Source organism: Streptomyces sp. NPDC001828 (genome assembly GCF_042892175.1).
Taxonomy (GTDB): domain Bacteria; phylum Actinomycetota; class Actinomycetes; order Streptomycetales; family Streptomycetaceae; genus Streptomyces.
The window spans coordinates 120,518-133,146 of record NZ_JBIATV010000014.1 but is presented as its reverse complement, the minus strand read 5'-3'; the positions used below and the strand labels follow the sequence as shown (position 1 = coordinate 133,146).

Annotated in this window: 10 protein-coding genes; 7 read left to right on the top strand and 3 right to left on the bottom strand. The window is 70.6% G+C overall.

All coding sequences use genetic code 11. The features are described from left to right. The first annotated feature begins 39 nt into the window (after positions 1-39). The 4 genes from ACFYZA_RS32120 to ACFYZA_RS32105 all read left to right on the top strand — a co-directional run bounded on the left by ACFYZA_RS32120 (position 40) and on the right by ACFYZA_RS32105 (position 4,588). Positions 40-2,583: an ATP-binding protein gene (locus tag ACFYZA_RS32120; protein ID WP_382590173.1), complete on the top strand. Its 2,544-nt coding sequence runs from the start codon at positions 40-42 to the stop codon at positions 2,581-2,583. A gap of 43 nt (positions 2,584-2,626) precedes the next feature. Continuing rightward, positions 2,627-3,319, top strand: coding sequence for a response regulator (locus ACFYZA_RS32115; protein WP_382590176.1), 693 nt, complete (start codon positions 2,627-2,629; stop codon positions 3,317-3,319). A gap of 129 nt (positions 3,320-3,448) precedes the next feature. Beyond that, complete coding sequence (locus ACFYZA_RS32110; protein ID WP_100575930.1) at positions 3,449-3,847, top strand: OB-fold nucleic acid binding domain-containing protein; 399 nt, start codon at positions 3,449-3,451, stop codon at positions 3,845-3,847. Positions 3,848-3,850: 3 nt separating this feature from the next. Continuing rightward, positions 3,851-4,588 carry a DUF3159 domain-containing protein gene (locus ACFYZA_RS32105; protein ID WP_382590181.1) on the top strand — a complete coding sequence of 246 codons (738 nt, stop codon included), beginning with the start codon at positions 3,851-3,853 and terminating at the stop codon, positions 4,586-4,588. Positions 4,589-4,666: 78 nt separating this feature from the next. Here the strand turns inward: ACFYZA_RS32105 and ACFYZA_RS32100 are convergent, their stop codons facing one another. Both ACFYZA_RS32100 and ACFYZA_RS32095 read right to left on the bottom strand, forming a co-directional pair. Next, positions 4,667-5,335, bottom strand: coding sequence for a TrkA family potassium uptake protein (locus ACFYZA_RS32100; protein ID WP_114039927.1), 669 nt, complete (start codon positions 5,333-5,335; stop codon positions 4,667-4,669). Beyond that, a complete protein-coding gene (locus tag ACFYZA_RS32095) occupies positions 5,335-6,003 on the bottom strand; it encodes a TrkA family potassium uptake protein (protein ID WP_100575932.1) in 669 nt (222 codons plus the stop codon). The genes ACFYZA_RS32100 and ACFYZA_RS32095 overlap by 1 nt, the downstream gene beginning before the upstream one ends. 227 nt (positions 6,004-6,230) lie before the next feature. Here ACFYZA_RS32095 and ACFYZA_RS32090 point away from each other — a divergent pair, with 227 nt between their 5' ends. Together ACFYZA_RS32090 and ACFYZA_RS32085 are read left to right on the top strand one after the other, a co-directional pair. Continuing rightward, positions 6,231-8,276 carry an APC family permease gene (locus ACFYZA_RS32090; RefSeq protein ID WP_382590186.1) on the top strand — a complete coding sequence of 682 codons (2,046 nt, stop codon included), beginning with the start codon at positions 6,231-6,233 and terminating at the stop codon, positions 8,274-8,276. Positions 8,277-8,421: 145 nt separating this feature from the next. Next, on the top strand, positions 8,422-9,792 hold the full coding sequence (locus tag ACFYZA_RS32085; RefSeq protein WP_388494249.1) for a class I SAM-dependent RNA methyltransferase: 1,371 nt from the start codon (positions 8,422-8,424) through the stop codon (positions 9,790-9,792). Positions 9,793-10,012: 220 nt separating this feature from the next. Here the strand turns inward: ACFYZA_RS32085 and ACFYZA_RS32080 are convergent, their stop codons facing one another. Then, complete coding sequence (locus ACFYZA_RS32080) at positions 10,013-10,960, bottom strand: methionyl-tRNA formyltransferase (protein WP_382590204.1); 948 nt, start codon at positions 10,958-10,960, stop codon at positions 10,013-10,015. A gap of 263 nt (positions 10,961-11,223) precedes the next feature. On the opposite strand from ACFYZA_RS32080, the gene ACFYZA_RS32075 reads away from it, so the two are divergent. Further along, on the top strand, positions 11,224-12,591 hold the full coding sequence (locus ACFYZA_RS32075; protein ID WP_382590207.1) for a lysine N(6)-hydroxylase/L-ornithine N(5)-oxygenase family protein: 1,368 nt from the start codon (positions 11,224-11,226) through the stop codon (positions 12,589-12,591). Positions 12,592-12,629 lie beyond the last annotated feature (38 nt).

The following is a 12,629-nucleotide window of genomic DNA, read 5'->3' as shown; positions in this document are numbered from 1 at the left end:
GCCTGCGTACTGAGCTGAATTCTGAAAGACAATGGGGCCATGGCACGCGGCAAGCTTCGGATCTACCTCGGCGCGGCACCGGGCGTCGGCAAGACATACGCCATGCTCTCCGAGGCCCACCGCCGGGTGGAGCGCGGCACGGACTGCGTCGTGGCGTTCGTCGAGCACCACGGCCGGCCCCGCACCGAGGTCATGCTGCACGGCCTGGAGCAGATTCAGCGGCGCGAGATCGAGTACCGCGGCGGCGTCTTCACCGAGATGGACGTCGACGCCGTCCTGGAGCGCGCCCCCGCCGTCGCCCTGGTGGACGAACTGGCCCACACCAACGTCCCCGGCGCCCGCCACACCAAGCGCTGGCAGGACGTCGAGGAGCTGCTCGCCGCCGGCATCGACGTGGTGTCCACCGTCAACATCCAGCACCTGGAGTCCCTCGGCGACGTCGTCGAGTCCATCACCGGGGTGCGCCAGCGCGAGACGGTGCCCGACGAGGTGGTGCGCCGGGCCGACCAGATCGAGCTCGTCGACATGTCGCCCCAGGCGCTGCGCCGCCGCATGGCGCACGGCAACATCTACCAGTCCGACAAGGTCGACGCGGCCCTGTCCAACTACTTCCGGCCCGGCAACCTGACCGCACTGCGCGAACTCGCGCTGCTCTGGGTCGCCGACCGCGTCGACGAATACCTCCAGCAGTACCGCGGCGAGCACGACATCAAGTCGACCTGGCAGGCCCGCGAGCGCATCGTCGTCGGCCTCACCGGCGGCCCCGAGGGCCGCACCCTCATCCGCCGGGCCGCCCGGATGGCCGCCAAGGGCTCCGGCAGCGAGATCCTCGCGGTGTACGTGGCCAGGAGCGACGGGCTCACCTCCGCGTCGCCCAAGGAACTCACCGTCCAGCGCACCCTCGTCGAGGACCTCGGCGGCAGCTTCCACCACGTCATAGGCGACGACATCCCGGCCTCGCTGCTCGCCTTCGCGCGCGGCGTCAACGCCACCCAGATCGTGCTCGGCTCCAGCCGCCGCAAGGCCTGGCAGTACATCCTCGGGCCGGGCGTCGGGCAGACCGTGGCCCGTGACTCCGGGCCCGACCTCGACGTCCACATCGTCACCCACGACGAGGTCGCCAAGGGCCGCGGCCTTCCCGTGGCACGCGGCGCCCGCCTCGGGCGGGCCCGCATCGTGTGGGGCTGGGCGGCCGGAGTGGTCGGCCCCGCCCTGCTGACCGTGCTGCTCACCAACGTCGACGCGGACCTCGGGCTCGCCAACGACATGCTGCTCTTCCTGACCCTGACGGTGGCCGCGGCCCTGCTCGGCGGCCTGGTCCCGGCGCTCGCCTCGGCCGCGTTCGGCTCGTTCCTCCTGAACTACTACTTCACCCCGCCCGTCCACAAGATCACGATCGCGGATCCCAAGAACATCGTCGCCATCGTCATCTTCGTCCTGGTCGCGGTGTCGGTCGCCTCCGTCGTCGACGTCGCCGCCCGCCGCACCCACCAGGCCGCCCGGCTGCGCGCCGAGTCCGAGATCCTCTCCTTCCTGGCCGGCAGCGTCCTGCGCGGCGAGACCAGCCTCGACGCCCTTCTGGAGCGCGTCCGCGAGACCTTCGCCATGGAGTCGGTCGCCCTCCTGGAGCGCGCCGGGGACGTCGAGCCCTGGACGCGGGCGGGCAGCGTGGGACCGCATCCGGTCGCCCGGCCCGAGGACGCGGACGTGGACATGCCGGTCGGCGACCACATGGCGCTCGCCCTGTCGGGGCGCGTGCTGCCCGCCGAGGACCGCCGGGTGCTCGGCGCCTTCGCCGCGCAGGCCGCCGTCGTCCTGGACCGACGGCGCCTGGTGGGCGAGGCCGAGGAGGCGCGCAAGCTCGCCGAGGGCAACCGCATCCGCACCGCCCTGCTCGCCGCCGTCAGCCACGACCTGCGCACCCCGCTCGCCTCCATCAAGGCCGCCGTCACCTCGCTGCGCTCCGACGACGTGGAATGGTCCGAGGAGGACCGCGCCGAGCTCCTCGAAGGAATCGAGGGCGGCGCCGACCGCCTCGACCACCTCGTCGGCAACCTCCTCGACATGTCCCGCCTGCAGACCGGCACCGTCACCCCGCTCATCCGCGAGATCGACCTCGACGAGGTCGTGCCCATGGCGCTCGGCGGCGTCCCCGAGGACAGCGTCGTCCTCGACATCCCCGAGACGCTGCCCATGGTCGAGGTCGACCCGGGCCTCCTGGAGCGGGCCGTCGCCAACATCGTCGAGAACGCCGTCAAGTACAGCCCGCTCGACAGCCCCGTCACCGTCGCCGCCAGCGGACTCGCCGAGCGCGTCGAGATACGGGTCACCGACCGCGGCCCCGGCGTCCCCGACGCCGCCAAGGACCGCATCTTCGCCCCCTTCCAGCGCTACGGCGACGCCCCGCGCGGCGCCGGCGTCGGCCTCGGCCTCGCCGTCGCCCGCGGCTTCGCCGAGGCCATGGGCGGCACGCTCGCGGCGGAGGACACCCCCGGCGGCGGCCTCACCATGGTGCTCACCGTCCGCGCCGCCCCCGGTCCCGGCCGGGCCCCCGCCGGCCTCTCCGCGCAGGTCACCTCATGAACCCCACCGCATCGACAGCCACCGCAGAAGGCAGGTATCCCAGATGACCCGGGTGCTCGTGGTCGAGGACGAGCCGCAGATCGTGCGCGCGCTCGTGATCAACCTCAAGGCGAGGAAGTACGAGGTGGACGCGGCCCCCGACGGCGCGACCGCCCTCCAGCTCGCCGCCGCCCGCCACCCCGACGTGGTCGTGCTCGACCTCGGCCTGCCCGACATGGACGGCGTCGAGGTCATCCGGGGCCTGCGCGGCTGGACCCGGGTCCCCATCCTGGTCCTCTCCGCCCGGCACACCTCCGACGAGAAGGTCGAGGCCCTCGACGCGGGCGCCGACGACTACGTCACCAAGCCCTTCGGCATGGACGAGCTGCTCGCCCGGCTGCGCGCAGCGGTGCGCCGGGCCGAACCGGTCGGCGGCGCGGACGGCGCCGACGACGTGGTGACGGTCGAGACCGAGGGCTTCACCGTCGACCTCGCCGCCAAGAAGGTCAACCGGGACGGCCGCGACGTACGCCTCACGCCCACCGAATGGCACCTGCTCGAAGTCCTGGTGCGCAACACCGGCCGCCTGGTCAGCCAGAAGCAGCTGCTCCAGGAGGTCTGGGGCCCCTCCTACGGCACCGAGACCAACTATCTGCGGGTCTACATGGCCCAGCTGCGCCGCAAACTGGAGCTCGATCCCTCGCACCCGCGCCACTTCATCACCGAGCCGGGCATGGGCTACCGCTTCGAACGCTGATCCCGCGCACCTCCCGGGGCCCGTGCCGCACCGGGGCGAGCCCGTGTCGCACCGGCGCTGTATCCCCGCCCTGTACGTGCTGACCACACGCTTTGATCCGGCGGGGGAGTACCCCGGTACGCTTTCTGTATGAGTGCTGACCTTCGTACCGAGAAGCCCGCGGGACGCTTCCGCCGGATGCTCGACCGGCTGTCCACCTCGCAGGAGGACCTGCACTCCGCGGAACTGCAGGAGGACACGCAGGCCACGGGGTGCACCCGCATCTCCGAGTGCAGCGACCGCCAGATAGTGAAGGTGACTGGTACCTTGCGGACCGTCACCCTGCGTCCACGGGCGGGTGTGCCGGCCCTTGAGGCAGAGCTCTTCGACGGCACCGCCCCGCTGGACGTGGTGTGGCTGGGACGGCGCTCGATCGTGGGCATCGAGCCGGGCCGCAAGCTCATCGCTTCGGGCCGGATCTCCTTGAGCCACGGCCGACGGGTCCTCTTCAACCCCAAATACGAACTCCGACCGCTCGGACAGGAGTAGCCGGTGACGTCCGTCGACAAGCCGACCACCACCCCCACGCCCGCCCCGCCCGCCGACGCGAAGGCGGTGACCGAGGCCGCGCTCTTCGAGGCGTTCGGCGGGGTGCGCGGCATGGTGGAGACGGTCCTTCCGGGACTGCTCTTCGTCACGATCTTCACGATCAACAAGGACCTGCACACCTCGGCGATCGCCGCCCTCGCGGTGTCGCTGCTGCTCGTCGTGGTCCGCCTGGTCCGCAGGGACACCATGAAGCACGCCTTCAGCGGCGTCTTCGGCGTGGCCTTCGGCGTGGTCTTCGCGATGATGACGGGCAACGCCAAGGACTTCTATCTGCCGGGCATGCTCTACACGCTCGGCCTTGCGGTCGCCTACATCGTCACCACGGTGTGCGGGGTGCCGCTGATCGGCCTGATCCTCGGCCCGGTCTTCAAGGAGAACCTGTCCTGGCGCACCCGCAACCCGGGCCGCAAGAAGGCGTACGCGAAGGCCAGTTGGGCCTGGGGGCTCATCCTGCTCGCCAAGTGCGCGATCCTCTTCCCGCTGTACTGGTGGGCCAACACCTCGCAGCTGGGCTGGATCCTGATCGCCCTGAAGATCCCGCCGTTCCTGCTCGCGGTCTGGCTCACCTGGGTCTTCCTCGCGAAGGCCCCGGCGCCGATCGACGTCTTCGCCGAGATGGAGGCGGAGGAAGCGGCCGAGAAGGCCCGCAAGGCCGCCGCGCGCGGCGAAGCCGGAGCGTAACTCCCGTACGCCGCACGGCGAAGGGCCCGCGACCGTCACGGTCGCGGGCCCTTCGTCCTGTGTGTCCCGTCGGCGGGATCAGTCCTCGCGGCGGACCGAGAGGAGGTCCTCCAACTGCTCCTCGCGGGCCTGCGCGGCCACGAACAGAAGCTCGTCGCCCGCCTCCAGGGTCTCCTCCTGGCTCGGCGTCAGCACCCGCGTGCCCCGGATGATGGTGACGAGCGAGGTGTCCTCGGGCCACGCCACATCGCCGACCTGCGTGCCGGCGAGCGCCGACTCCGGCGGCAGCGTCAGCTCGACCAGGTTGGCGTCACCGTGGCTGAAGCGCAGCAGGCGTACGAGATCGCCGACGCTCACCGCCTCCTCGACCAGGGCGGACATCAGACGCGGCGTCGAGACGGCGACGTCCACGCCCCACGACTCGTTGAACAGCCACTCGTTCTTAGGGTTGTTGACCCGGGCCACCACCCGCGGCACCCCGTACTCGGTCTTCGCGAGCAGCGAGACGACCAGGTTCACCTTGTCGTCGCCGGTGGCCGCGATGACCACGTTGCAGCGCTGCAGCGCCGCCTCGTCGAGCGAGGTGATCTCACAGGCGTCCGCGAGCAGCCACTCGGCGAGCGGGACCCGCTCCACCGAGATGGCGGTGGGCGCCTTGTCGACGAGGAGCACCTCGTGCCCGTTCTCCAGGAGCTCGCCCGCGATGGAACGGCCCACCGCGCCGGCCCCGGCAATCGCCACACGCATCAGTTGCCGCCCTCCTCGGGACCCTGGGCGAACGCCGCCTCGACCTTTTCGACCTCGTCGGTACGCATCATGACGTGCACCAGGTCACCCTCCTGCAGGACCGTCTGGGACGTCGGAAGGACCGCTTCGCCCAGCCGGGTGAGGAACGCGACACGTACGCCGGTCTCCTCCTGCAGCTTGCTGATCTTGTGGCCGATCCAGGACGTCGAGGTGTGCACCTCGGCGAGCTGCACGCCACCGCTCGGGTCGCGCCACAGCGGCTCGGCGCCGGACGGCAGCAGCCGCCGCAGCATCTGGTCCGCGGTCCAGCTGACCGTGGCGACCGTCGGGATGCCCAGGCGCTGGTAGACCTCGGCCCGCCGGGGGTCGTAGATCCGCGCCGCCACGTTCTCGATGCCGAACATCTCGCGCGCGACGCGGGCCGCGATGATGTTGGAGTTGTCGCCGCTGGAGACCGCCGCGAACGCGCCGGCCTCCTCGATGCCCGCCTCGCGCAGGGTGTCCTGGTCGAAACCGACACCGGTGACCCGGCGCCCGCCGAAGCCCGAACCCAGCCGACGGAAAGCGGTGGGGTCCTGGTCCACCACCGCGACGGTGTGCCCCTGCTGTTCCAGGGCCTGCGCGAGAGCGGCTCCCACTCGCCCGCAGCCCATGATGACGATGTGCACGTCCCCTTACCCCGCACTCCTGGTCGCCCCGATGACCTGCGCAAACACCCTGCTCACTACTTCCTTCTCGGCTAGCCGGGCAACAGCGTGGCAACCGAAATCCACGTTGCCGCGTGATGAGCTTATGCGGCCCGCCCGGGGATGCACTCACTCAGTGCCCCCTGGCGCATCACCGCCCGGGGGAGGCGGGTGGGCCTTATTCGGACAGAGCGCTTACGATCCTCTGCGTGTCCAAACTGACCGACGTGCCCAAACGGATCCTGATCGGCCGGGCGCTGCGCAGCGACAAGCTGGGAGAAACGCTCCTCCCCAAGCGCATCGCACTTCCCGTCTTTGCCTCCGACCCGCTCTCGTCCGTTGCGTACGCACCCGGAGAAGTACTCCTGGTGCTCTCCGTGGCGGGTGTGTCGGCGTACCACTTCAGCCCCTGGATCGCGCTCGCGGTCGTGGTGCTGATGTTCACCGTGGTCGCCTCCTACCGGCAGAACGTGCACGCCTACCCGAGCGGCGGCGGCGACTACGAGGTCGCCAACACCAACCTCGGGCCGAAGGCCGGACTCACCGTCGCGAGCGCCCTGCTCGTCGACTACGTGCTGACCGTGGCCGTCTCCATCGCCTCGGGCATCGAGAACCTCGGCTCCGCGATCCCGTTCATCGTCGAGCACAAGGTGCTCTGCGCGGTGGCCGTGATCGTCCTGCTCACGCTGCTGAACCTGCGCGGCATGAAGGAGTCGGGCAAGCTCTTCGCGATCCCGACGTACGTCTTCGTCGCCGGCGTCTTCGTCATGATCGCCTGGGGCGCCTTCCGCGGGATCGTGCTCGGGGACACCATGAAGGCACCGACCGCGGACTACACGATCAAGGCCGAGCACCAGGGCCTCGCGGGCTTCGCCATGGTCTTCCTCCTCCTGCGCGCCTTCTCCTCCGGCTGTGCCGCGCTCACCGGAGTCGAGGCGATCAGCAACGGCGTCCCCGCCTTCCGCAAGCCGAAGTCGAAGAACGCCGCCACCACGCTCGCCCTGATGGGCGGCCTCGCCGTCACCATGTTCTGCGGCATCATCGCGCTCGCCATGTCGACCCATGTGCGCATGGCGGAGAAGCCCGGCGAGGACCTGCTGCACAACGGCACCCCGCTCGGCTCCGGCTATGTGCAGAACCCGGTGATCTCGCAGGTCGCCGAGGCCGTCTTCGGCCACGGCAGCTTCCTGTTCATCGTGCTCGCCGCGGCCACCGCCCTCGTCCTGTTCCTCGCGGCGAACACCGCGTACAACGGCTTCCCGCTGCTCGGCTCGATCCTCGCCCAGGACCGCTATCTGCCCCGCCAGCTGCACACCCGCGGCGACCGCCTCGCGTTCTCCAACGGCATCGTGCTGCTCGCCGGCGCCGCGGTGCTGCTCGTCGTCATCTACGGCGCGGACTCGACCCGGCTGATCCAGCTGTACATCGTCGGCGTCTTCGTCTCCTTCACGCTCAGCCAGACCGGCATGGTCCGCCACTGGAACCGCCATCTGGCCACCGAGCGCGACCCCGCCAAGCGCCGCCACATGGTCCGCTCCCGCGCGATCAACGCGTTCGGCGCGTTCTTCACCGGCCTGGTGCTCGTCGTCGTCCTCGCGACGAAGTTCACCCACGGCGCCTGGGTCGCGCTGCTCGGCATGGTGATCTTCTACGGAACGATGACCGCGATCCGCAAGCACTACGACCGGGTCGCCGCCGAGATCGCCGCCCCCGACGAGCCCACCGACGACAGCCTGCGGCCCTCGCGCGTGCACTCGATCGTCCTGGTCTCCAAGGTCCACCGCCCCACCCTGCGCGCCCTCGCCTACGCCAAGCTGATGCGCTCCGACCAGCTGGAGGCGCTGTCCATCTCGGTCGACCCGGTCGAGACGAAGGCCCTCAAGGAGGAGTGGGAGCGGCGCGGCATCAACGTACCGCTGAAGATCCTCGACTCGCCCTACCGCGAGATCACCCGGCCGATCATCGAGTACGTCCGCAGCCTGCGCCGCGAGAGCCCGCGCGACGCGATCAGCGTGTTCATCCCCGAGTACGTCGTCGGCCACTGGTACGAGCACCTGCTGCACAACCAGAGCGCGCTGCGGCTCAAGGGCCGTCTCCTGTTCACCCCCGGCGTCATGGTGACCTCCGTCCCCTACCAGCTGGAGTCCTCCGAGGCCGCTAAGAAGCGGGCCCGCAGGCGTGCGGACTGGAACGCTCCGGGCGCGGTGCGCCGCGGCCCGGTGGCCCGGCCCAAGGAGCCCAGCAACAAGAGCTGAGCGGCCCGGGCGCGCGGGCGCGCCGCGGTGCCGAGCGGCGCGGGCGCCGTGCCCGTGGCGGGCGGCCGGGCGACACCCACGTAGACTGGTGGGCTGTTCGCCGGGCCGCCGCCGTTCTTCCCCTCATCTCTGGAGTCACCCACCCATGCAGCAGAACGCACCCGAGTCGTCGGCACCCGAGCCGACGGCATCCGAGCCGTCGCTGTCGTCGCTGGTCGGTGAGGAGTACGAGGTCGAGGTCGGCCCCGTCGCGCACGGCGGCCACTGCATCGCCCGCACCGCCGAGGGCCGCGTCCTGTTCGTGCGCCACGCCCTGCCCGGCGAGAAGATCGTGGCCCGCGTCACCGAGGGCGAGGAGGACTCGCGCTTCCTGCGTGCGGACGCGGTACGCGTCGTGGAGGCGTCCAAGGACCGCGTCGAGGCCCCCTGCCCCTTCGCGGGCCCCGGCAAGTGCGGCGGCTGCGACTGGCAGCACGCCAAGCCCGGCGCCCAGCGCCGCCTCAAGGGCGAGGTCATCGCCGAGCAGCTCCAGCGGCTCGCCGGCCTCACCCCCGAGCAGGCCGGCTGGGACGGCACCGTCATGCCCGCCGAGGGCGACAAGCTCCCCGCGGGCCAGGTCCCGGCGTGGCGCACCCGCGTCCAGTACGCGATCGACGACGAGGGCCGCGCGGGCCTGCGCAAGCACCGCTCGCACGACGTCGAGGTCATCGACCACTGCATGATCGCCTCCGAGGGCGTCTCGGAACTGGGCGTCGAGAAGCGCGAGTGGCCGTCGCTGGCCTCGGTCGAGGCGATCGCGGCCTCCGGCTCGCACGACCGCCAGGTCGTCCTCACCCCGAAGCCGGGCGGCCGACTGCCCCTGGTGGAACTCGACAAGCCGGTGTCGGTGCTCCGAGTCGAGGAGAAGGACGGCGGAGTGCACCGCGTGCACGGCCGCGCCTTCGTCCGCGAGCGCGCGGACGGCCGCACCTACCGCGTCGGCATGGGCGGCTTCTGGCAGGTCCACCCGCAGGCCCCCGACACCCTGGTGAAGGCCGTGATGCAGGGCCTGATGCCGCGCAAGGGCGAGATGGCGCTCGACCTGTACTGCGGCGTCGGCCTGTTCGCCGGGGCGATCGCGGAGCGGGTGGGCGAGACGGGCGCGGTGCTCGGCATCGAGTCCTCCAAGCGCGCCGTCGAGGACGCCCGCCACAACCTGGCCGACCTGCCCCGCGTCCGCGTGGAACAGGGCAAGGTCGAGCAGGTGCTGCCCCGCACGAAGATCAGCGAAGCCGACCTCATCGTCCTGGACCCGCCCCGCGCCGGCGCCGGCAAGCAGACGGTCAAGCACCTCGCGGCCCTGGGCGCCCGCCGCATCGCCTACGTGGCCTGCGACCCGGCGGCCCTGGCCCGCGACCTGGCGTACTTCGCGGAAGCGGGCTACAAGCCGCGGACGCTGCGGGCGTTCGACCTGTTCCCGATGACGCATCACGTGGAGTGCGTGGCGATTCTGGAGCCGGTGCGCGAGGAGGGCTGATCCGGTCGCCGTGCGGTCGGTTTCCCGTGTGATGCCGGCCTCGGGGCTCAACCTTCCCTCCAGGCAAGGGAATTGACCTACCGTCAGTTCCAGCCTCTACCCGAACTCCCTTGGCCCCGCCCGCGAAAGCGAACTCCCGCAGCGCCCCGCCCAGCCGGACGGCACCGACCCGCCCCGGGACCGTCCGGGGCGGGTCGGCGGGCAGGTGGGGCCTAGGGGGTCAGGGGTGGGTGGTGAGGTAGCCGCCCATGGAGGTGAAGTACTCGGCGGCGGGTAGTTCCCGGCCGTCCTCCGTGCGGACGCGGGTGATGGCCAGGCCGTGGTTGCGGCCCGTGCGGGCGTCGGCGCCGGCGACGATCACCACGCCCTCGCCCTCGCGGTAGAAGATCCGGCCGGGGGTGCCGCCGTAAAGGCCCTCGGAGACGACCGCGGAGAGCACCTCCAGGCGCTTGCCCCGGTGGAAGGCGAAGGCCGCCGGGTAGGGGGCGGACTGGGCGCGGACCAGGCGTTCCAGGACCTCGGCGGGCCAGTCCCAGTTGATCCGGATGTCCTCCTCGGCCCGCTTGTGGAAGAAGCTGGCCTGCGTCCGGTCCTGCTTGGTGAACTCCGTCTGCCCGGAGGCGATCAGGTCGAGCGCGCCGATGGTGACCGGGGCGATGAGGTCGACCGTCTTGTGGAAGAGGTCGGTGGCGGTGTCCCGGGGGCCGACGGCCACCGCCTCCTGGCGCACGATGTCGCCGGCGTCGAGCACCTCGTCCATCATGTGCGCCGTCACGCCGACTTCGGGCTCGCCGTTGATGACGGCCCAGATCAGCGGCGAGAAGCCGGCGTACTTGGGCAGCAGCGAGTCGTGCACGTTCAGGGTGCCGTGCTTCGGCAGCGTGTAGATGCGGGGCGGTATCCAGGTGCGCCAGTTGTTGGCGACGATGATGTCCGGGTCGGCTTCCTTGAGCCGCTGGAACAGCTCCTCGTCGTCGGGGCGGTTGCGGATGACGACCGGAACGCCGTGCTCCTCGGCGAGTTCGGCGACCGAGTCGCTCCAGATCTTCTCGTAGGCGTGCTCGCTCTTGGGGTGCGTCACGACCATCACGACGTCGTGCTCGGAGTCCAGGAGCGCCTTCAGGGTGCGATGGCCCCAGGTCTGATAGCCGAACATGACGACCCGCATCGGGGTTCCTCCTCAGAAGAGCGAAACAATCAAGGTAAGTAAAGCAAGCCTTACCTAACAGTGCAACGAGGCCGATTCTGGGCCGGATTGACCCCGGGGTGCTCCTCCCTGTCCGCTTTGTCTGGTCGACAGTCTCGCCTCAATCAGGTTAGCCTCACCTAAGTTCCGCTCGGCTGCCGGTCACCGGTGCGCCTGGACTCCCCCTTTTCCCCACCCTCGACACGGCGCCCGACAGGCGGCTGTCCCGCACGAATGGGAGTGACATGTCACAGGCTCTTCCTGGCGACGCACCAGTGATCCACGATCTGATCGGCATCGGCTTCGGCCCGTCGAACGTGGCCATGGCGATCGCGCTGAGCGAGCACAACGCGCGCGTCGGGAGGCAGGAGGCGGTCACCGCTCACTTCTTCGAGCAGCAGCCGAGCTTCGGGTGGCACCGCGGCATGCTCATCGACGACGCGACGATGCAAGTGTCCTTCATGAAGGACCTGGTGACGCTGCGGAACCCGACGAGCGAATACAGCTTCCTCTGCTATCTGCAGAGCAAGGGACGCCTGATCGACTTCGTCAACCACAAGAACCTTTTCCCGCTCCGGGTGGAGTTCCACGAGTACTTCGAGTGGGCCGCGGCGAAGGTCGACGACATGGTCTCGTACGGCCACCAGGTCGTCGCCGTCCAACCCGTCGTGCGCGACGGCGTGGTGGAGTACGTCGACGTGACGGCCCGGTCCGGCGACGAGGTCGTCACGCACCGCGCCCGCAACCTCATCGTCGGCACCGGGCTGCGCCCGGTCATGCCGGAGGGCATCGAGCGGACCGACCGCGTCTGGCACAACTCGGACCTCCTGAAGAAGGTTGACGCCCTGGAGGGCACCGAGCCCACCCGCTTCGTCGTCGTCGGCGCCGGCCAGAGCGCGGCGGAGAACGTCGCTTACCTGCACCGCCGCTTCCCCGACGCCGAGGTCTGCGCGGTCTTCTCGCGCTACGGCTACAGCCCGGCGGACGACAGCAGCTTCGCCAACCGCATCTTCGACCCGCAGGCGGTCGACGAGTACTTCACGGCGCCGGAGGACGTCAAGCGCCGGCTGATGGGCTACCACGGCAACACCAACTACTCCGTGGTGGACATCGACCTCATCGACGACCTGTACCGGCAGGCGTACCGGGAGAAGGTGCTCGGCGAGGAGCGGCTGCGCTTCCTGAACATCTCGCGCCTGACCGGCGTCGAGGAGACCGCCGACGGGGTCCGGGCCACCGTCACGTCCCTGGTCACCGGCGAGGAGAGCGTGGTGGACGCCGACGTCGTCGTCTGCGCCACCGGGTACCTCCAGGCCGACGGCCTCGGCCTGCTCGGCGAGGTCGCCGAGCGGTGCCACCGCGACGAGCAGGGACGCGTCCGCGTCGAGCGCGACTACCGCGTGGCGACCGACCCCGAACTGCGCTGCGGCATCTACCTCCAGGGCGGTACCGAGCACACCCACGGCATCACCTCCTCCCTGCTGTCCAACACCGCCATACGCGTCGGCGAGATCCTGGACTCGATCCTCGACCGCGACCTCAAGGGCGTGGCCGACGAGACGCGGCCCGTCGCGGGAGCGGCCGGCGGCGGCGTTCCGCAGCCGGCCCGCTAGCCGGAACACCGCCCGAGAAAGGAACGCCCGTGCCCCCT